General features: G+C 53.3%; 19 protein-coding genes. 11 read left to right on the top strand and 8 right to left on the bottom strand.

Annotated features, from left to right (window positions below):
• Nucleotides 1-128: 128 nt before the first annotated feature.
• Together ABT58_RS08095 and rarD are read right to left on the bottom strand one after the other, a co-directional pair.
• Nucleotides 129-788 carry a LysE family translocator gene (locus ABT58_RS08095; RefSeq protein ID WP_047873895.1) on the bottom strand — a complete coding sequence of 220 codons (660 nt, stop codon included), beginning with the start codon at nucleotides 786-788 and terminating at the stop codon, nucleotides 129-131.
• Nucleotides 789-944: 156 nt separating this feature from the next.
• Nucleotides 945-1,862 (bottom strand): EamA family transporter RarD, encoded by a 918-nt coding sequence (gene rarD / locus ABT58_RS08090; RefSeq protein WP_047873894.1) that lies wholly within the window; start codon nucleotides 1,860-1,862, stop codon nucleotides 945-947.
• 235 nt (nucleotides 1,863-2,097) lie between these two features.
• On the opposite strand from rarD, the gene recQ reads away from it, so the two are divergent.
• From recQ to ABT58_RS08070, 4 genes are all read left to right on the top strand, one after another.
• Nucleotides 2,098-3,942 (top strand): ATP-dependent DNA helicase RecQ, encoded by a 1,845-nt coding sequence (gene recQ, locus ABT58_RS08085; RefSeq protein WP_047873893.1) that lies wholly within the window; start codon nucleotides 2,098-2,100, stop codon nucleotides 3,940-3,942.
• 131 nt (nucleotides 3,943-4,073) lie between these two features.
• Complete coding sequence (locus ABT58_RS08080) at nucleotides 4,074-4,418, top strand: DUF3630 family protein (protein ID WP_047873892.1); 345 nt, start codon at nucleotides 4,074-4,076, stop codon at nucleotides 4,416-4,418.
• 109 nt (nucleotides 4,419-4,527) lie between these two features.
• A complete protein-coding gene (locus tag ABT58_RS08075; RefSeq protein ID WP_047873891.1) occupies nucleotides 4,528-5,220 on the top strand; it encodes a 7-cyano-7-deazaguanine/7-aminomethyl-7-deazaguanine transporter in 693 nt (230 codons plus the stop codon).
• Nucleotides 5,221-5,351: 131 nt separating this feature from the next.
• Nucleotides 5,352-5,798: a GNAT family N-acetyltransferase gene (locus tag ABT58_RS08070; RefSeq protein ID WP_047873890.1), complete on the top strand. Its 447-nt coding sequence runs from the start codon at nucleotides 5,352-5,354 to the stop codon at nucleotides 5,796-5,798.
• A gap of 325 nt (nucleotides 5,799-6,123) precedes the next feature.
• Here ABT58_RS08070 and elbB read toward each other — a convergent pair whose 3' ends face one another.
• The gene (gene elbB / locus ABT58_RS08065) at nucleotides 6,124-6,774 is read right to left on the bottom strand and encodes an isoprenoid biosynthesis glyoxalase ElbB (protein ID WP_047873889.1); all 651 of its coding nucleotides are present in this window, start codon (nucleotides 6,772-6,774) and stop codon (nucleotides 6,124-6,126) included.
• Nucleotides 6,775-7,095: 321 nt separating this feature from the next.
• On the opposite strand from elbB, the gene polA reads away from it, so the two are divergent.
• Nucleotides 7,096-9,891, top strand: a complete 2,796-nt coding sequence (gene polA, locus ABT58_RS08060; RefSeq protein ID WP_047873888.1) for a DNA polymerase I — start codon at nucleotides 7,096-7,098, stop codon at nucleotides 9,889-9,891.
• A gap of 191 nt (nucleotides 9,892-10,082) precedes the next feature.
• A complete protein-coding gene (gene spfP / locus ABT58_RS24585) occupies nucleotides 10,083-10,130 on the top strand; it encodes a small protein SpfP (RefSeq protein ID WP_438616993.1) in 48 nt (15 codons plus the stop codon).
• An 802-nt stretch (nucleotides 10,131-10,932) separates the two neighbouring features.
• Here the strand turns inward: spfP and yihA are convergent.
• The gene (yihA, locus tag ABT58_RS08055) at nucleotides 10,933-11,589 is read right to left on the bottom strand and encodes a ribosome biogenesis GTP-binding protein YihA/YsxC (protein WP_047873887.1); all 657 of its coding nucleotides are present in this window, start codon (nucleotides 11,587-11,589) and stop codon (nucleotides 10,933-10,935) included.
• Nucleotides 11,590-11,747: 158 nt separating this feature from the next.
• Between yihA and ABT58_RS08050 the strand changes: the two genes are divergently transcribed.
• From ABT58_RS08050 to hemN, 5 genes are all read left to right on the top strand, one after another.
• The gene (locus tag ABT58_RS08050; protein WP_047873886.1) at nucleotides 11,748-12,365 is read left to right on the top strand and encodes a c-type cytochrome; all 618 of its coding nucleotides are present in this window, start codon (nucleotides 11,748-11,750) and stop codon (nucleotides 12,363-12,365) included.
• 315 nt (nucleotides 12,366-12,680) lie between these two features.
• Nucleotides 12,681-13,322: a class I SAM-dependent methyltransferase gene (locus tag ABT58_RS08045; RefSeq protein ID WP_047873885.1), complete on the top strand. Its 642-nt coding sequence runs from the start codon at nucleotides 12,681-12,683 to the stop codon at nucleotides 13,320-13,322.
• Nucleotides 13,322-13,870 carry a Der GTPase-activating protein YihI gene (yihI, locus tag ABT58_RS08040; protein WP_047873884.1) on the top strand — a complete coding sequence of 183 codons (549 nt, stop codon included), beginning with the start codon at nucleotides 13,322-13,324 and terminating at the stop codon, nucleotides 13,868-13,870. Before ABT58_RS08045 ends, yihI begins: the two co-directional genes overlap by 1 nt.
• Before the next feature lie 12 nt (nucleotides 13,871-13,882).
• Nucleotides 13,883-14,362: a DUF2489 domain-containing protein gene (locus ABT58_RS08035; protein ID WP_047873883.1), complete on the top strand. Its 480-nt coding sequence runs from the start codon at nucleotides 13,883-13,885 to the stop codon at nucleotides 14,360-14,362.
• 170 nt (nucleotides 14,363-14,532) lie between these two features.
• Nucleotides 14,533-15,906: an oxygen-independent coproporphyrinogen III oxidase gene (hemN, locus tag ABT58_RS08030; protein WP_107205151.1), complete on the top strand. Its 1,374-nt coding sequence runs from the start codon at nucleotides 14,533-14,535 to the stop codon at nucleotides 15,904-15,906.
• A 114-nt stretch (nucleotides 15,907-16,020) separates the two neighbouring features.
• Here the strand turns inward: hemN and ABT58_RS24470 are convergent, their stop codons facing one another.
• From ABT58_RS24470 to glnL, 4 genes are all read right to left on the bottom strand, one after another.
• Nucleotides 16,021-16,149, bottom strand: a complete 129-nt coding sequence (locus ABT58_RS24470) for a hypothetical protein (RefSeq protein ID WP_268248450.1) — start codon at nucleotides 16,147-16,149, stop codon at nucleotides 16,021-16,023.
• A 163-nt stretch (nucleotides 16,150-16,312) separates the two neighbouring features.
• Nucleotides 16,313-17,314, bottom strand: a complete 1,002-nt coding sequence (add, locus tag ABT58_RS08025; RefSeq protein ID WP_047873881.1) for an adenosine deaminase — start codon at nucleotides 17,312-17,314, stop codon at nucleotides 16,313-16,315.
• Nucleotides 17,315-17,537: 223 nt separating this feature from the next.
• The gene (gene glnG, locus ABT58_RS08020) at nucleotides 17,538-18,950 is read right to left on the bottom strand and encodes a nitrogen regulation protein NR(I) (protein WP_047873880.1); all 1,413 of its coding nucleotides are present in this window, start codon (nucleotides 18,948-18,950) and stop codon (nucleotides 17,538-17,540) included.
• A gap of 122 nt (nucleotides 18,951-19,072) precedes the next feature.
• Nucleotides 19,073-20,122 carry a nitrogen regulation protein NR(II) gene (gene glnL / locus ABT58_RS08015; RefSeq protein WP_047873879.1) on the bottom strand — a complete coding sequence of 350 codons (1,050 nt, stop codon included), beginning with the start codon at nucleotides 20,120-20,122 and terminating at the stop codon, nucleotides 19,073-19,075.
• Nucleotides 20,123-20,234: the final 112 nt, after the last annotated feature.

Raw genomic sequence — 20,234 nt, 5'->3', positions numbered from 1 at the left:
CCTTACTCACGGGATGGCATTGCAGTAAGCGTAAAGGTGAGTCAGGCGGTTGTCTATCAGACGGGCAGGGTTTTGTGCTGCCCGTCAGGGTGCGCATGCCGATAGGGGATGCACATTATGCGGGGGAATTATGCGGTGAGCAGATTGAGCCAGATCAGGCTGCCAATAACGGCAAACAGCAGGCCGCAGATGCCATCAATCACCGGTGTCCAACGTTGCAAGGTGCGCTGTAAACGCTGACCGGTCAGCAGCCAAGCCAGCAGGCCAAACCACAGGAACGAAGTCAGCCACAGCAGCCCCAGCGCGGTGGTTTTGCCGCTCAGAGACATATCGGCCGGTACCAAGGTCGACAGCAGACTGAGGAAAAACACCAAGGCTTTAGGGTTAAGAATGTTGGTGGTAAAGCCTTTGAGCAGGGCCTGACGGCGGTTGGCGATCACGCGGGTTTTTGCCGCTGGCGCTTTATCGCTGTCTGGCATGTGGCGCTGTTGCCAGTGGTGCCAGGTGGCTTTTAATGCGCCGTAGCCGAGCCACAACAGGTAGCCGCCGCCTGCGCCTTGCAGCACATTAAACAGGGTCGGGTGTTGGTGGATCAGCAAGCTGGCGCCGGTCAGGCTCAGCAGCGAGTGGAGCAAAATACCCAGCGATAAGCCAAGGGCGATCATCACGCCGGTTTGGCGGCCATAGCGACCGGCATTTTGAACCACAAGGGCAAAATCCGGCCCCGGGCTCATCAGGGCGACGATGTGTACGGTGACCAGCGTCAGGAGAGTGGTAGCTTCGTTCATGTGTGTGATGGGTTGTGTGTGCAAAATAAAGAGGCGTATCTTGCCTGTAACACGGGCGAAATGCCCGAAAAAAGTGCGACCCTCGCTGACCTTTCCCCTAACGAGGTAGGGGAAAGGTGAAACCGGTATCGGTTATCGTTACGGTGCCTGTTTGGCTTACGGCGGCGTGACACGCTGCAGGCGGGTGATACGGCGGTGATGACGCACCGCATCCAGCACGAAGATCAGCAATGCGCCCCAGATGAAGGCGAAGGTATAGCCTTTATCGGCGGTGAACTGTTCACCGTACAGGGTGATTGCCAGCAAGAACATGAGGCTTGGGCCGATGTACTGGAAAAAGCCCAGGGTCGAGAGCTTGAGCTTGGTGGCGGCGCCGGTAAAACAGAGTAGCGGCAGGGTCGTGACAATGCCGGCGGCGACCAGTAACAGGTTGGTCGACAGCGGATTAAGGGCCCAGTCGGCGGTCGGGCTGTCAGCCAGAACCAACACATAAAACAGCGCCAGTGGCAACAAGATCGCGGTTTCAAGGAACAGGCCGCTGGCCGCATCCACATTCACTTTTTTACGCAGCAGACCGTAGCACCCAAAACTGGTGGCCAGCGCCAGTGCAATCCACGGCAAGGAGCCAAATTGGATCAGCTGGACCATCACCCCACCGCCTGCCAGCAGCACGGCCAGCCATTGCATGGGGCGTAATCGCTCACCCAGAAACAGCATCCCCAGCAGCACATTGACCAGCGGGTTAATGTAGTAGCCCAGACTCGCATTGAGCATGAAATTGTTATTCACTGCCCAGATAAAGATCAGCCAGTTGGTGCCCACTAACAGCGCGGTGGCGGTCAGCATCATCAGTAAGCGAGGCTGCTTGATGACGGCCTTGACCCGGTGCCAGCCGCGCGTAAACGCCAGAATGCCGGCCAGAAACAGCACCGACCAAATCACGCGGTGGCTGAGAATTTCCAGCGGACCGACATGTTGTAAGGCTTTGAAATAAATCGGAGCGATACCCCACAGGGTGTAAGCCGATAACGCCAGGATGATCCCGCGTTGGGTTGAGTTGTGCTGCGCGTCCATGGTGTCCTAACACAATGCGTCAGAGTGAGGTGGTAAACCCTCAGATCCGTCTGGGTGGTTGTTGAACGGGCAGTATAATTCGTGTTCAGTGTCAATACTATCGTCTTTCCGTCCGGCTTTTCGGCCCGTTGCTCCCATCACCGATCTGAATGGTATAGAATAGCCGGCCTGATGTGTGTGGACAGCCTGTTGTATGGGTCACACACCTGCCCCTGAACCCGCAATGAGTGGAACTATGTCATCAAATCTTGCCTATCAGACTGAGCCGTCCCTATCCAGCGAACAAGTGCTGCAGGACGTGTTTGGCTACCAGCATTTTCGAGACGGTCAGCAGGCCGTGATAGAAGCCGCACTGGCAGGGCAAGACAGCGTGGTGATCATGCCGACCGGCGGCGGTAAATCCCTCTGCTACCAAATTCCGGCATTGTTGCTGGATGGGCTGACCGTGGTGATTTCCCCCTTGATCTCCCTGATGAAAGATCAGGTCGATCAATTGCAGGCCAACGGGGTCGCGGCCGCGTGTATCAACTCCACCCAGTCACGTGAAGCGGTGCAAGAGACGTTTCAGGCGATGGAAAACGGTGAGCTGAAACTGGTGTACGTCGCGCCGGAGCGCATGCTGGGGCGTGAGTTCATGGAGCGTTTGCTGACCTTGCCGCTGGCTTTGCTGGCGGTGGATGAAGCGCACTGTATCTCCCAGTGGGGGCACGATTTCCGGCCGGAATACGCCGAGCTGGGTCGTGTGCGTCAGCATTTTCCGGATTTGCCGGTGATGGCGTTAACCGCCACCGCCGATGAAGCGACCCGTCAGGACATTGTGGCGCGTCTGGCGCTGCAACAACCGCATATCTATTTGGGCAGTTTTGACCGCCCGAACATCCGTTACACCCTGCAAGAAAAATACAAACCGATGGCACAGCTGACTCGCTATCTGGCCGATATGCGTGGCCAGTGTGGGATCATCTATTGCAACAGCCGCAAGCGGGTGGAGCAGATCAGCGACAAACTGCGCGAACAAGGCCAGCGTGTTGCCGCGTACCATGCCGGTTTGGAGCACGAGGAGCGGGTGCGGGTACAAGAGGCGTTTCAGCGAGATGACATTCAGGTGGTGGTGGCCACGGTGGCGTTTGGCATGGGGATCAACAAACCCAATGTCCGCTTTGTGGTGCATTACGACATTCCGCGCAATATCGAATCTTACTATCAGGAAACCGGTCGCGCCGGGCGGGATGGCCTGCCGGCGGAAGCGATCCTGTTTTACGATCCGGCGGATTTAACCTGGCTGCGCCGCTGTCTGGATGAGAAGCCGGAGGGCGAGCAAAAACGGGTGGAAGAGCACAAGCTCAATGCCATGGGGGCGTTTGCCGAAGCGCAGACCTGTCGCCGTCAGGTACTGCTGAACTATTTTGGCGAAGCGCGCGAAACCCCGTGTGGCAACTGCGATATTTGCCTCGACCCACCGCAGCGTTTTGATGCGCTGGAAGTGGCGCAAAAAGCCTTGTCCTGTGTGTATCGCGTGAACCAGAGTTTTGGTATCAACCATGTGGTGGAAGTGATGCGTGGCATGCAAAACCAGCGTATCCGTGAACATGGCCATGAGACGCTCAGCACCTACGGGATCGGCCGAGAGCACAGCCACGAGTTCTGGGTCAGCATTTTGCGCCAGCTGATCCATCAGGGCTTTTTAAACCAAAACATGCTGCGCAGTTCGACTTTGCAGCTGACAGAAAAAGCCCGTGCCATTTTGCGCAGTGAAATACCGTTGGAGCTGGCCGTGCCACGTCTGGATATTGCTGCCCGCAGTGCCAAGCGCGATAAAATGGCGCACCGTCAGTACGACAAGAAGTTGTTTGCCAAGCTGCGTCAGGTGCGCAAAGCCATTGCTGATGAGGAAGATTTGCCGCCGTACGTGGTGTTTAATGATGCCAGCCTGATGGAAATGGCCGAGAGCTTACCGACCACGGCCGGAGAGTTTTTGGCGGTGAACGGGGTCGGGCACCGTAAGCTGGAAAAATACGGCACGGTGTTCTTGTCGGTGATTGAAAACCACCTGACCGCCGGAGACGATTTGGGTTATTGAGCCTAAACGTTAGTTATTACGCTCAGAACGCAAAACCCAAGCTCAAAGGCTCAGAATTAAAGACCCAGAATCAAAGGTCTCAATCTTCATTCCATGCCAGTCGCTAAGCGGCAATAACAAGGAAAGCTACCATGACATCGTCCGGTTTCGCGCCGTCGTCCTCTTTGGAGAGTCAGTCGCTTTATGGCTGTCGCCGATTAGATCTCGCTGGTCGAGTACTGGAAATCGACGCACCGGCGTTTGACTTTGACAGCTTTGCGGAGGTCGCCACGCCGTTGCTGCACGGGCTTGGCATGACCGTGCTCAGTCAGGAGCTTAATGCCGATCTGCATGTGTGGCTGGTGGACTTTGAAGGGTGCCAGTTATTGCTTAAAGGGGAGCACTACAGCGGCTTACTCTGGCTGGAAGGATTGGCCGACAGCGAAGAGACGCTGGCCTATTTAGCACAACAATTAGCACAGGTGATTATTCGCTAGGCAACCGCTGCGGTTTATGTATAATCGCCGCCTTCGGTTGCTGCCACCGAGTGAGATCGGGCGGCAGTGTTTTGGGTTCCCTCTCCCCCAATGACAAAAAGGTCTATCAATGACGACGTCTCAATTTTCTCCGGCGCAACAGCGCAAAGCCCTTTCATTCCTTGTGGTATTCCACCTGCTGATCATTGCATCCAGTAACTACCTTGTGCAGTTGCCGTTTACCGTGTTTGGTTTTCACACCACCTGGGGTGCCTTTACCTTTCCCTTTATTTTTCTGGCGACCGATCTGACCGTACGGATCTTCGGCGCGGCAATGGCACGTAAGATCATCTTGCGTGTGATGGTGCCGGCGTTGGCGATCTCCTATGCGCTGTCGGTGCTGTTCTATCAAGGGGAGTATCAGGGGCTGTCCCATCTGGGGGAGTTTAATCTGTTTGTCGCACGTATTTCGATGGCGAGCTTCATGGCCTACCTGTTAGGGCAGATCATGGATGTCTCAGTCTTTAATCGTCTACGTCAAACCCGACAGTGGTGGGTGGCACCCACGTGCTCCACATTACTGGGTAATGCGCTTGATACGCTGGCGTTCTTCTCTATCGCGTTCTATAACAGCCCGGATCCGTTCATGGCGGCTAACTGGGTCGAGATCGCGCTGGTGGATTACAGCTTCAAGTTGATCATCAGTTTGGGTCTGTTTGTCCCGATGTACGGGGTACTGCTCAATATGCTGATCAAGCATCTGACCACGCTGTCACCGGCCCGTCAGGCCGACGACTTCACGCACAAACCGGTCCAAATGTAACGGGGTGTGAGTGGGCGCAAACGCGACATTGCTTTTGACGCCCAAACGGGTTTAATGAATAAAGGTCAGCGATTGCTGGCCTTTTTTCTATGCCGCTGCTGAGCGGCTCTGTTGCCTGATAAGGAATGCGCATGAAGATTCGAGAAGCCAGCATTGCAGAAGCGGTCGGGGTATTAAGCCGTATTGAAGAGTTTGCTTCCCCGGCGGATGCCGCTGCTTTAACGGCCCGGTTGCCCGCTGAAGGGGCGTTGATTTTGATCGCAGACATTGACGGGGAAGCGGTGGGCGTGAAGATCGGCTACCCGCTGTCGGCGACGTGTTTTTACAGCTGGTTAGGCGGCGTTGCGACAGCTGGGCGCCAGCGTGGGGTGGCACAGGCGTTGTTAGAAGCACAAGAAGCCTGGGCACACGCACAGGGCTATGACACCTTACGGGTGAAGTCGAGAAACCGTTTTGCGGCCATGCTGAGATTATTGCTGAGAAACGGCTATCAGATTGAAGAGATAGAGAAAAAGGACGGCATTGAGGACTACCGGCTGCACTTTGTAAAGCAATTAAATGAAAATAATTCTCAATAAGTGCTTGCATCCGAGATGAGAATGGTTATTATTACCTTGCACTCAGCGAGACGGGAAACACAAAACGCCTCGTCTGAAGGCACGACATTGCTCACATTGCTTCCAGTGTACTTTAGCTAGGGTTTGGTTTTTAGTGTAGGGCTAAAAATGGCAACCGATTATGCTAAGCGGCAACGACCTTCTCTGTCCTATTTGCGAGAATGTTGTGCCGCTTTTTTCTTTTCTGGCTCACGCTTTTTCTTTCAATGGTTTTGCTTGATAGCGCGCAGGGCGGTGAGCAACAAGGCCACCGCAGACGATAGCCTTGTCGGTCAGGGTTGGGCAATCAAGCGATCGACACCAAACATTTCACCAGCTTTTGAATCCCCGTCGCCGCCTCGGAAATTGACCCGGCCAGCATGTACGCCGGTGTACTGAGCAGGCGGCGTTGCTGGTCAAGCACGAACTCGTCCACCGGGCAATCAATATGCTCTCCGCCCATTTGGTTGAATGCGCTGGCCGTATCCGGATCCGTGCCGATCGTCCCTTTGGCGCCCGGGCCGTAGATCAACGGGATCAAGGTCGGGGCAATACACAGGTAAGCGGCCGGTTTCTCTTCATCGGCAAACTGCTGACATACACGCTTGATGTCCGGGTGGATCGTGCAGTCTGCACCCGCAAACGCAAAGTCCGACAAATTCTTGGCCACGCCAAATCCGCCGGGTAACAGCAGCGCGTCGTATTCCGCCGGATTGAGGGTGGTGATATCGCTGATCTGGCCCCGGGCGATCCGCGCCGCTTCCACCAACACATTACGGGTTTCCGGCATGTCCTCCCCAGTCAGGTGGTTGATCACGTGGTGTTGATCGATGTTAGGCGCAAAACAGTGCCAGCTGGCCCCTTCCTGCTCAATGGCATACAACGACAACACCGCTTCATGGATTTCTGCGCCGTCAAAGACACCAGAACCGCTCAAAATCACCGCAATTTTTTTCATAATGGCTCCCTTTATGTTCAGATCTGAGGTGTTTTACCCTTGATTTAGCATATTTCAGATCGGTCTGTTAACTTTTTCCACAAGGAACGATCATCTCACGATCGAGGATCCTTTTGCTTTTTCACTTTTATCCTTATGTTTTTTATCGTTTTTTGTGAAAAATAAAAGTTTTTTTGAAAAATTGATCAATGGGTTAAATTGAAATACTAACAAACTTATCCACAGATAAGGGGAGGGATTGGGAAAACATCGGTTAACACTGACGGGCAGTCATGGCATTCTAGGGCTTTGACTCTTACCTCCCTGAATAAGATTATCATTATGGCAAGTATTCCAGAAAATCCGTTGATTCTGATCGATGGCTCTTCGTACCTGTACCGTGCGTTCCATGCGTACCCGGGTACCATGAGTAACGGTGAAATTCCAACCAACGCTGTGTACGGTGTCGTGAACATGCTACGCAGTATGATGCGCCAATTTGCTTCTGATCGTATCGCGGTGGTTTTCGATGCGAAGGGTAAAACCTTCCGTGACGATATGTACCCGGAATACAAAGCGAACCGTCCGCCGATGCCGGATGATCTTCGCTGCCAAATTGAGCCGCTACACAACGTGATCCGTGCGATGGGCTTACCGCTGATTTGTATCCCGGGCGTGGAAGCGGATGACGTGATCGGTACCTTGGCGTACCAAGCGTCTCAGCAAGGCATGCCTGTGTTGATCAGTACCGGCGATAAAGACATGGCGCAGCTGGTGGATGACAACATTACCCTGATCAACACCATGACGAACGTGGTGATGGATCGCGACGGGGTGATTGAAAAATTTGGGATCCCACCTGAATTGATCATCGATTACCTGGCACTGATGGGTGATAAGGTCGATAACATTCCGGGCGTACCGGGTGTGGGTGAGAAAACGGCAACCGCCCTGCTGCAAGGGATCGGGGGTTTGAGCACCCTGTACGAACGTCTGGATGATATTGCGGCACTGGGCTTCCGTGGTTCAAAGACCATGGCGAAAAAGCTGGTGGACAATAAAGACAATGCGATGCTGTCGTACGAGTTGGCGACCATCAAGCTGGATGTGGCGCTGGAAGAAACGCCGGCGTCCCTGCTGAAAGCCGAGCCGGATATGGACGCACTGATCAAACTGTTCGGTCAGTTGACGTTTAAATCCTGGTTGAATGAATTGCTGGAAGGCGGCTCTGCCGTGATTGAAGCCGATGAAACCACCGGTGCCCGCAGTGGCTCGTCGTCAAAAGCGGCGCAAGCAGACATGGATACCTCGGCGGTGAAGATTGATCGCAGCCAGTACGCGACCATTTTGGATGAAGCGACCTTCAAGGAGTGGCTCGACAAACTCAAAGCGGCGGAACTGTTTGCCTTTGATACCGAAACCGACAGCCTGGACTACATGGTGGCGAATCTGGTGGGTTTGTCATTTGCGACAGAAGAAGGCGTTGCTGCGTATGTGCCTGTGGCGCACGACTACCTGGATGCCCCACAGCAGCTTGACCGCGATTGGGTGTTGGCGCAGCTAAAGCCTATTCTGGAAGATGATAACCAAGCCAAAGTGGGTCAGAACCTGAAGTACGATGCCTCCGTGCTTGCGCGCTACGGCATTGAGATGAAAGGGATCAAGCATGACACCATGTTGGCCTCTTACGTGTTTAACAGCGTGGGCGGCAAACACGACATGGACAGTCTGGCACTGCGCTTTTTGCAGCACAGCTGTATCTCGTTCGAGCAGATCGCCGGTAAAGGTAAGAACCAGTTAACGTTTAACCAGATCGATCTGGAGCAAGCTGCCCCTTACGCAGCAGAAGATGCGGATGTGACGCTGCGTCTGCACAACCGTCTGTTTGCCAACATCGAACAAGATGCCAAGCTAAAAGCGGTGTACGAAGAGATCGAAATGCCGTTGGTACCGGTGTTGTCACGTATTGAACGTACCGGTGTACTGATTGATGACATGAAGCTGAGCGCGCAGTCAGTGGAAATTGCCGCGCGTCTGGACGAGCTTGAAAAGCAAGCCTACGAGTTGGCAGAGCAAGAGTTCAACATGAACTCGCCAAAGCAGTTGCAGGCGATCTTGTTTGAAAAGATGGCCCTGCCGGTGATCAAGAAGACCCCGTCAGGTACGCCATCGACGAACGAAGAAGTGCTGCAAGAGCTGGCGCTAGACTACCCGCTGCCAAAACTGATTTTGGAATACCGTGGTTTGGCGAAGCTGAAATCCACGTACACCGATAAGCTGCCGAAGATGATCAACCCATCGACTGGCCGCGTGCATACCTCTTACCACCAAGCCGTGACTGCAACCGGTCGTCTGTCATCGACTGATCCAAACTTGCAGAACATTCCGATCCGTAACGAAGAAGGCCGTCGTATTCGTCAGGCGTTTGTGGCGCCGGCAGGGTATAAGATCCTGGCGGTCGACTACTCGCAAATCGAACTGCGTATCATGGCGCACCTGTCGGGTGACCAAGCACTGTTGGAGGCGTTCCGCGAAGGCAAAGATATCCACGCCGCAACGGCAGCGGAAATCATGGGTGTGTCTATTGAAGACGTATCAACAGAGCAGCGTCGCCGTGCAAAAGCGGTGAACTTTGGTCTGATCTACGGCATGAGTGCTTTTGGTCTGGCGAAACAGCTGGGCATTCCGCGTGGTGAAGCACAGGCGTACATGGATACTTACTTTGAGCGTTACCCGGGCGTGATGCAGTACATGGAAGACACCCGTAGCGCGGCGTCTGCCCAAGGTTACGTTGAGACCATTTTTGGTCGTCGCCTGCACCTGCCAGAAATTCAGTCGCGTAACGGTATGCGTCGTAAAGCGGCGGAACGTGCCGCGATCAATGCCCCGATGCAGGGCACGGCTGCGGACATCATTAAGAAAGCAATGCTGTTGGTGGATGCGTGGATCCGCGAGCAACCGGCCGATCGTGTCCGACTGTTGATGCAAGTACACGATGAACTTGTATTTGAAGTACAAGAGTCGGAAGTAGAGAACGTTTCTGCCGAGGTTCAGCGTCTGATGGAGGCCGCTGCCGCGCTGGCTGTGCCATTGATTGCGGAAGCCGGCATTGGCGATAACTGGGATCAAGCGCACTAAAATCCTGCGATTTACCCCAAATTGATGAGAGAATAGTCAGCTTTTTGCTGGCTATTTTTTTATGCAAAATAAACGTTCAAGAAATTACGAAATATAGAAATTACTTACGGAATGTTGAAAAAAAACTACAAAAGCCCTTTTCAACTCTGAGCAATTGATATACAGTTAATGGCGTAGGGTACAGAGGTAAGATGTTCTATCTTTCAGACCTTTTGTTTCACGTTATTGGATTTGGCTGATTCAGCCGCCCCGGCCATTTGGCCGGGGCGTTTTTTATTGGGCCTTTGAAAACATTTCTCCCTTGCACGTTTTTTCCCCACCATGCTTTTTTATCCTGCGATGATCCCTTAACCGTTTGTCGGTTTTTTCACCCATTCGCTTTCAGTATGCTGTTTTTACTTCCGTCTTACCGTGATCACAGAACGGGGCATCAAAACGCTCGAAAATTAGAGTATTTACTTTAATGTTAGAAAAGGGGCGGGTATAATAGCGTTCGCTTCTTGTTCATATTTGTTTTTGGTAGCGGGTCATTTTACCGGCTAGCCAACACATCCATGAAATGGCCACCTTCACATTGATGGTGGCTTTTTTTTCGCCTCCATATTAATAAATGTAATTTTATTCCACTCAGGCCGTCATTTTCGGTGTCATGACTTGCCTTATTTTTTAATAAAAAACAACTTTTCTGGCTGTGGGCAATGAAAGCGGCAAAAGTCTCGCTCAAGGTTGGCGAAAGGTTATGATTGCTCGAAGGTTGTGTTGTAAAAGGTGAAGTTAAACAGGATAAATTGCTTGCGTTAGGGGGGGAAATCCTTGATGCTTTTTGGACAAAAACAACAAATCTCCTATTTCTCTCATCTTGCCCCACGATTACCGTGGGGTATTTTTATGCCTATTGCGTATCGTATGAATAGTGCCACACCGTCGGCGTCGCGCAGGCAGTATGGCAGGTAGCAAAAAGGCCCCCGAAGGAGCCTTTTTGTTAAGCATCTCTGTGAACCAGAGAGCTGATCCAGAGAAGTAACCAAGAGGGATACGCGATTACGCGTCTTCACCGTCTACGTCACCTTCCATGATCTCACGCTGGCGCTCAAGTTCTGGTGCAAACCAGGCATCTAGCTGGCGGCGAACCTGATCCACACCGATACCTTTCAGTGACGAGAACACTTCTACATGCACATCACCGCCGAACGTTGCCACGGTTTCGCGCACTTTCATCAACTGTTGCTTACGTGCACCGCTCTTGAATTTGTCGGCTTTGGTCAACAGTACCAATACTGGCAGACGGCTTTCGATCGCCCACATGATCATCTGCTGATCCAGATCTTTTAGCGGGTGACGGATATCCATCAGTACCACCAGACCTTCCAGGCATTCACGTTTTTGCAGGTATTCACCCAGTGATTCCTGCCACTTTAGTTTCATTTCTAGCGGTACTTGCGCAAAGCCGTAGCCCGGCAAGTCGATCAGGTTACAGCCTGGTACCACTTCAAACATGTTGATCAGCTGAGTACGACCCGGTGTTTTCGAGGTACGTGCCAGGTTTTTCTGATCAGTAATGCGGTTCAGTGCGCTTGACTTACCTGCGTTGGAGCGGCCAGCAAATGCAATCTCAACGCCTGCGTCCGTCGGAAGTTGACGGATTGATGGTGCACTTGTGATAAATTTGGTGTTTCTATAGTTGAGAGGTTGATTCACTGTTAACTCCGTCAAGTCTTCATGTAGTCGACTGATTACTTTTATGTGAAATTGTGTAAAATATAAGATAACCAAGCTCGGTTAGTGGTCGCATTGTATACCATGTCACTGAGCATTACTTGTGGTACTGGAAGCTCAATAATTATAAATGGAATGTCATGAAGAAATTAGCACTGATATTGACCCTTCTGGCCAGTTGCTCAGCCTGGGCCCAGGGTGATGCAGAAGCCGGCAAGATGAAAGCAGCCACTTGCGCCGCCTGTCACGGCGCAGACGGCAATGGAATTATGGCCCAATATCCGAAAATTGCAGGCCAACATGCCGGCTATTTGGAAAAACAGCTGAAAGATTTCAAGCTGGCCATGTCTTCCGGCGGCAAACAAGGCCGTCAGGATGCGGTGATGGGTGGCATGGTGATGCCGCTGACCGAACAAGACATGGCGGATCTGGCTGCGTATTACGCCTCTTTGCCTATTTCTGATAACACCACGCCAGAATCTTCCATTGCACTGGGCCAGACGTTGTACCGTGCCGGCGATGCCGAGCGGGGGATCACCGCATGTACAGCCTGTCATGGTCCGCGTGGCAACGGCACCAGCCTGTCGGGTTTCCCGAAAATTTCCGGTCAGAATGCAGAGTACGTGAAGTTGCAACTGGAAAAATTCCGTGACGGCCAGCGTGCCAATGACATGAACGCCATGATGCGGGCGGTGGCGGTGAAACTCACCGATGATGAAATCACCGCGCTGTCTCAGTATGTCGGCGGGCTGCATTAAGCTATTTTGCTTGTTGCGGTGTGTACGACGTGTTCCCTGACGGGCGAGACACTTGGCACTTGGCGACACCGATAAGGCATTACCCACAAAGAAAAGGCAGCGTCGCTGCCTTTTTTGTCTTCCGGCGTTAGAAAAGACACTGCGCACCTCTGCTTACAGGCTTTTTTCAGGATAGAGTGTTTCCCATCACGCAGGGAGTGCACATTTCTCCATCAAATCTGCTATTATACGCCGCTTCATAAAAAGTGGCGGTATGGCTGTCAGGCCGTATCACGCACAGAGAGTTCGGCGTAATGCCCTAACAGGAGAGCTGCCATGCAGACTTGTCCACTGTGCCATCATCATGGCGCTGACACGTTCCATCAGGACAAGCGACGTCAGTATTTCCGTTGTGGTGAATGTGCGTTGATTTTTGCTGATCCGGCGGCACGCTTGTCACCGGAAGAAGAAAAAGCCCACTATGATCTTCATGAGAACAATCCGGAAGATCAGGGATACCGTGGCTTTCTCAATCGTCTGGCGGCACCCTTGCTTGAGCGAGTAGACGCGCCGGCCTTACACGGGTTGGATTTCGGCTGTGGTCCGGGCCCGACCTTATCGTTGATGTTGGCAGAAGCCGGTCACCAGATGGCGATTTACGATCCGTATTTTGCCGCTGATCCCAGCGTGTTGGCGACCCAATACGATTTTGTGACCTGTACGGAAGCGATTGAACACTTTTATACGCCTGCAAAGGAATGGGGGCTGCTGCTTAGTCTGGTTAAACCTGGTGGATGGCTGGGTTTAATGACCAAGTTAGCAAAAGATGCAGATGCCTTTGCGCAATGGCATTACAAGAACGACCCAACCCACGTGAGCTTTTTTAGCCGCGAAACGTTCCACTACTTGGCCCAACGTGATGGCCTGGACGTAGAGTTTGTTGGGAATGATGTAATTTTGCTGAGGAAAACCCAGTAATGACACGTAAGAAAAGAACACGCAAGGTAGGATCTGAAGGTCCTGCAGTTTACACCGAGAAGACCCGTAGCGAAGCGGATCGTGAAGGTTTACAGCGTAAGAAAGACCGTAAGCGTAAAGGCCTGAAATCAGGTAGCCGTCACTCTGCTTCTGAAGCCGGGAATGCACGCAAAGCCGCTCAGGCAAAAGATCCACGCCATGGCAGCAAGAAGCTGGTACCGTTGATCGTCGAAGCGAAGAAGCCGATGACCAAGAAAGAACGTCGTCTAAGTGCCGAGCAAGAGCTAGCGATGCTAGAGAATGACGCACAATTGATGGTGTTGTTGGATCGCATCGACGCAGGTGAGAAACTGGGTGCCGGTCTACAGAAGCAAGTGGATCAGAAGCTAGACCGCATTGAACAACTGATGAACCAGCTGGGTCTGCTGCACGATGACGAGCCAGCGTTTGAAGCAGAATCTGCGCCAGTGAAATCCGGTGCACGTTCTGATGATGATCTGCTGGATGCGTTTGAAAACATGGGCTTTGACGAGTTCGACAAGGAGTAACCCTTGCAGGATATGACGCTTTGGCTAGGATTGGCCGGTTTGATCATCGCAGTATTGGCCGGCTATGCCGCTTACTTGTGGTTGAAGGTGTACCAGCAGCATCAACGTCATCAGGCGTTTTTGCAGCGCGCCGAGCAACAACAGGCGGAAGGCATTAAGCAACGCAATGCCAATATTATGGAAAGCGTGTTGATCATCGCGGAAGCGGGTAAGCAAGATCAGTGTGAGATGTCTGAGATTACTATCCGTTTGTATAAATTGATGGAAGTGTTGCAAGGTGACCATCAGGTTGACTTTGCAGCCCAGTACCCAGCAATGCAGGAACTTTACGACGTCGTGAAGGACATGCCGCGCGGTGATGCGCGTAAAACGCTGGCCAAGCAAGAGCGTATGAAGCTCGATCTGCAGCGAATGAAAGCAGAAGCCCGCTTAATGGATGCCATTAAAGCCGAGCTGGCGCAGATCCTCGCCGCGAAAAAAGCGACAGCCTGACCGTAACGCCCTGATGAAAATCCCCTTCGCTATACTCTGTAGAGCGGGGGGATTTTTTGTTCATGCCGGGTCAGCGTGCGACGTCGTTAACTTTTATCTACATTGTTATTGAGTTGTGGCACACTTGATAGCTTGTACTCTTTTCCCCCAATATTTAGTGGATGTATGTCATGTCAGAGACGCAGATTATTTGGGATCAGGCCATTATTGAGAAATACAACTACTCAGGCCCGCGCTACACTTCTTACCCAACCGCTTTAGAATTCCATGAGGCGTTCACCGCTGCGGAATTTGATATGGCTTGCGCCCAATACCCGGACCGCAAACTCTCCCTGTATGTCCACATCCCGTTCTGCCACAAGCTGTGTTATTACTGCGGCTGTAATAAGATCATCACGCGCCATCAGCACAAAGCCGATCAATATCTTGATGTGCTTGAGCAGGAAATTCGCCAGCGCGCGAGTTTGCTGGGCGATCGCGAAGTCAGCCAGTTGCACTGGGGCGGCGGTACACCGACCTTCCTGACCAAAGCACAGGTGACGCGTCTGATGACGGTGTTGCGTGAGCAGTTCCGTTTTGCAGCGGATGCGGAGATCAGCATCGAGGTCGACCCGCGTGAGATTGAGCTGGATATGCTGGATCACCTGCGCAGCGAAGGCTTTAACCGCCTGAGTATCGGGGTGCAGGACTTCAACAAAGAAGTCCAGAAACTGGTTAACCGTGAGCAGGATGAAGCCTTCATCTTTGCCATGGTGGAACGAGCCCGTACGTTGGGCTTCCGCTCAACCAACCTGGATTTGATTTACGGCCTGCCAAAGCAGACGCAAGCGTTGTTTGCTGAAACACTGGAGCAGGTACTGACCATGCGTCCGGGCCGTTTGTCGGTGTTTAACTACGCCCACATGCCAAGCCTGTTTGCGGCCCAGCGTAAGATCAAAGATGAAGATTTGCCGCAGGCCAAAGAAAAGCTGGCGATTTTGCAGGACACCATTGCGACCCTAACCGGCGCGGGTTACCAGTTCATCGGTATGGATCACTTTGCCCTGCCGGATGATGAGTTGGCCGTGGCACAGCGTGAAGGCATTTTGCACCGCAACTTCCAGGGTTACACTACGCAGGGTGACTGTGATCTGCTGGGCTTGGGGGTATCGGCGATTTCTATGATTGGTGATTGCTACGCGCAGAACCAGAAAGAGCTGAAACACTACTACGCCAGCGTGGAAGAAAAGCGTGAAGCGTTGTGGAAAGGCGTGTCGTTGGATGCGGATGATTTGCTGCGCCGTGAAGTGATCAAATCCCTGATTTGTAACTTCCAGCTCAACAAAACAGCCATCGAGCAGCAGTTCGGTATCGATTTTGATGCCTACTTTGCTGAAGATTTGGATCTGCTCAAAACCTTCATCAATGACGAGTTGGTGACGGTCGATGACACCATGATCACGGTGGAATTAAAAGGCCGCTTGCTGATCCGCAACATCTGCATGTGTTTTGATAAATACCTGCGTGATCGCGCCCGTCAGCAGCAGTTCTCTCGCGTGATTTAACGCGCGTGATTGAATCCCGCTGTAACAGATCAGCGGGAAACGGATAGAAAAAAGCCCCCGGCCAGTGGTCGGGGGCTTTTTTGTCGGTGCGTGTTTCACAGCGAAGCTATTGGCTTAGCCGTTGAACATGTTCACCGCAGCAATCAGCGCCAGCACGCCTGCCGCAAAATGGCCTGGACCATTGGCAGCAAGTTCACTGATGGCTGGCATTGCCACGCTGAAGGAAAACAGTGATTCCAGCATGGTGGTTCCCAGAGGTGTTCGTTCTTATTGATGGGGGAACGTGTCGTGCGGGCGCAAGACAGTTCTTATTCAGGATGGCCTGAGTTGCGGGTATTTTACGCAAAAAAGCCGCAGATGGAATGGGTGGCGGTTAAAAAATCACCGCCACTTGATAGATTTGTTATTAGCGTTGTGCCGCTTTGTCTTTAAGTGCTTGTTTTTCACTATCAGACAAGAAGGCCAGCTCCAGACCGTTGATCTGTGCCTGACGAATTTGCGCCTGAGTCAGACCCACTTGTGGTGCCGCAACGGTGTATTCGTGAGGCAGCTCGATGCCTTCAACCGCCGGATCGTCGGTGTTCAGACACGCCAGAATGCCGTGTTCCAGGAACGCTTTCACCGGGTGGCTTTCAAATGAGGCCACGGTGCTGGTCTGAATGTTGGACGTCAGACATGACTCGATACCGATCTTGTGTTGTGCCAGATAATCCATCAGTTTTGGATCCTGAATCGCTTTTACGCCGTGGCCGATACGCACCGCGCCCAAGTCACGGATCGCCTGCCACATGCTTTCCGGCCCTGCCGCTTCACCCGCGTGGACAGTCACGTTCAGACCGGCATTGCGTACTTGTTTAAAGTGAGAGACAAATTGCTCACCCGGCTGGCCCAGTTCATCACCGGCCAAGTCAATCGCCACTAAGTGATCTTTTTGGCTTAGCAGGGCATCCAATTCTTGCTGACAGGCGGCTGTGCCAAAGGTACGGCTCATGATACCGATCAGGTTGGCTTGTACGCCAAAGTCACGGCAACCGGCACGCACACCGTCCACCACCGCTTCCACCACACCCGCCACTGGCAGGTTGTGTTTCATCGCCATGTAGTACGGCGAGAAGCGCAATTCGGCGTAGTCGATCTGTGCGTTCAGCGCATCTTCCACGTTTTCGTAGGCCACGCGGCGACAGGCATCCAAATCGCCCAGTACCGCCACACCCCAGTCCAGTTTGGATAAGAAGGCTACCAAGCTTGGCTCGGCTTCCACGATTTGTACGTGTGGACGCAGTGACTCGATGTCGTGGCCTGGCAGGGTCATGCCGAACTGCTGGCCAAGTTCAAGGATGGTTTGAATACGGATGTTACCGTCTAAGTGACGGTGAAGATCGGTTAAAGGAAGCTGCTTAGTAATCATAATTATGCTTATCCCACAAAAAACTGGTCGCTCAGTATACGCAAGTCGTCAATGACAATCATTATAGATAATAGGGAAGAGTGTTGATGGAGGAAGAAACTCTGTTGATGCTTACGTGAGCTGTTGATTGCGATTTGATCGTTACCAATCGCAGGCCCGTTCTGGCCAAGCCCACGCACGGCCCTGCGGTGGTGTGCGTGGGAGGCGGGTATAGGCAGCGGGCTTAATCGCACATTACATTGAGCTCTTTCAGCTTGCGGGTCAGGGTGTTACGTCCCCAGCCCAATAGTTTGGCCGCTTCTTGTTTGTGGCCATGGGTATGGGCCAGTGCCGCTTCAAGCAAGATCTTCTCAAACTCTGGCAAGGCTTCACCCAGCAGGTTTTGCTGGCCTTGGCGCAGATTGTCCAGCGCCCATTGTTCTAACGCATGGTGCCAGTGTTGCGGCGCGTCTTCCACCGTGATGGTCGTGGGGGTGAGCAGCTCCGGCGGCAGATCGGCTGGCAGAATTTCTTTCCCACTCGCCATCACGGTCAGCCAGCGGCAGGTGTTTTCCAGTTGGCGCACGTTACCCGGCCAGTCCAGCGCAGTGAGGCGTTGTTCGGTGTCGCTGTGCAGGGTTTTCACTTCCACCCCTAATTCATCAGAAGCGCGCTTGAGGAAATGACGGGTGAGCTGTGGAATGTCCTGTCGGCGATCTTTGAGCGACGGCAAATGAATGCGGATCACGTTGAGACGGTGGAACAAGTCTTCACGGAAATCCCCGTCGGCGACCAGTTTTTCCAGATGCTGGTGGGTGGCAGCAATGATGCGTACATCCACATTGACCGGCGAATGGCCACCGACCCGATAGAACTGTCCGTCAGCCAACACGCGCAATAAGCGGGTCTGAATATCCAGCGGCATGTCGCCGATTTCATCCAAAAACAGCGTGCCGCCGTTGGCCTGTTCAAAGCGGCCTTGTCGCACGCTGTTGGCACCGGTGAACGCGCCTTTCTCATGGCCGAACAGTTCCGATTCAATCAAATCTTTCGGGATGGCTGCCATGTTCAGGGCAATAAACGCATTGTGGCTGCGCGGGCTGTGACGGTGCAGGGCATGCGCGACCAGCTCTTTACCGGTACCGGATTCGCCATTGATCAGCACGGAAATGGAGGAGCGGGATAACCGGCCAATGGCGCGAAACACTTCCTGCATCGCCGGGGCTTCGCCGATGATTTCCGGTGCGTTCGTCACCTGCGGCTCAGGTTGCTGCTGGCGTTTTTGCTCCTGGCTGTGGGTCACCGCCCGTTCGACCAAGCTGACCGCTTCATCAATATCAAACGGCTTGGGCAGGTATTCAAACGCCCCTTCCTGATACGCATTGACGGCGGCATCGAGATCGGAATGGGCGGTCATGATGATAACCGGCAGGGTCGGGTGATCGCGGTGCAGGTTTTTCAGCAGCGTGAGGCCGTCCATGCCCGGCATGCGAATGTCAGAGACCAGGACATCGGGGACGCTGCGCTCTAACGCGGCGATCACACTGTCAGCATCGGCAAAGGCCTCACAGGCCAGTCCGGCCGCTGTTAGGGTCTTTTCCAGTACCCAGCGGATCGAGCTGTCATCATCGACGACCCAGATTAAACCTTTGCTCATAAACCTTCCTCATGTTGTGCCCCCGTGACGTCGACGGGGGAATTGTCGTTATGCGGTGCTGCCGTTGGTGCGCGGCCTTTTCACGGCTGTCGTGATTGGCCGGCATGGCGATGGTGTCGCGACTATTTAATGGGTAAATACAGGGTGAATTTGGTGTAGCCCGGCCAACTGACCACTTCAATCTTGCCCTGATGCTGGTCGATGAGGTTTTGGGCGATAGACAGGCCGAGTCCGGTGCCGCCTTCTCGTCCGGTGACCATGGGATAGAACAGGGTGTCCTGAATGTCCCGTGGGATCCCGGGGCCATCATCAATGATGTCGATTTTCGCCGCCACACGATACCGGCGTCCGTGGATCACGGCCTGATGGGCAGTACGGGTTGTCAGGGTGATGTTGCCGCCGCCATGGGATTGCAGCGCCTGCGCGGCGTTACTGACAATATTGAGCACCGCTTGCTCGAGCTGTTCGGGATCCATGGTGAAATCCGGCAGGCTCGGATCGTAGTCGCGGTGAATGTGAATGTTGTCGCCGCCGTCGATGCTGATCAGCTGACGGACATTTTCCAGTACCGCGTGAATATTGCCGGCATGGCGGGTGCCCGGCCGCTGCGGGCCTAACAGGCGGTCGACCAGATTACGCAGGCGATCGGCCTGACTGATGATCATTTGGGTGTATTCGGTGTAGCTCGGATCGGGCAGGGTTTTCTCAAGTAACTGTGCTGCGCCGCGCAGACCCCCCAAGGGGTTTTTGATTTCATGGGCCAAGCCCCGTACCAGCTCTTTGGCGGCTTGTTGCTGGGCGTGCTGGCTGAGCTCTTGGCTGATCCGTCGCTGCTGATCAATGGGCTTGAGCTCAAGCAAAATCAGCAGTTCACGCTGCCAAGAGAGCGGGCTGGCATTGAGCTCTAACCGGTGTGGCCGGCCGTCGATCACGACAGTGACATCACTGTCGGCCAGGCCTTGGCCGCTTTGCAGGATCGCCGGTAACAGGGCGAGGTCGAGCGAGGTATGCTGCAACAGATCCGGCAGGCGGGTGTTATCCATCCTGCGTTTACTGCAGGCGAGCAGTTGCTCGGCAGCGGGATTGACATAATGAATAGTGAGCTGCTCATCCAGCAGCACAACCGCCGTCACCAGATTATCAAGAATCAGGGAAGAAAACTCGACCGTCACAATTACCGTCCTTGTGGATGCCATTCATGGTGGTGCATGAAAGTATCGATGCACCAAATTGGTGCATTCAAGTGTAGCCTGTCTATCCGGTATCGTGAACGAAAATCTGCGG

The sequence above is a fragment of the Photobacterium aphoticum genome (genome assembly GCF_001029435.1).
Taxonomy (GTDB): Bacteria; Pseudomonadota; Gammaproteobacteria; order Enterobacterales; family Vibrionaceae; genus Photobacterium; species Photobacterium aphoticum.
Note: the sequence above shows the minus strand (reverse complement) of the source record. Positions and strands in the feature narration are given on the sequence as shown.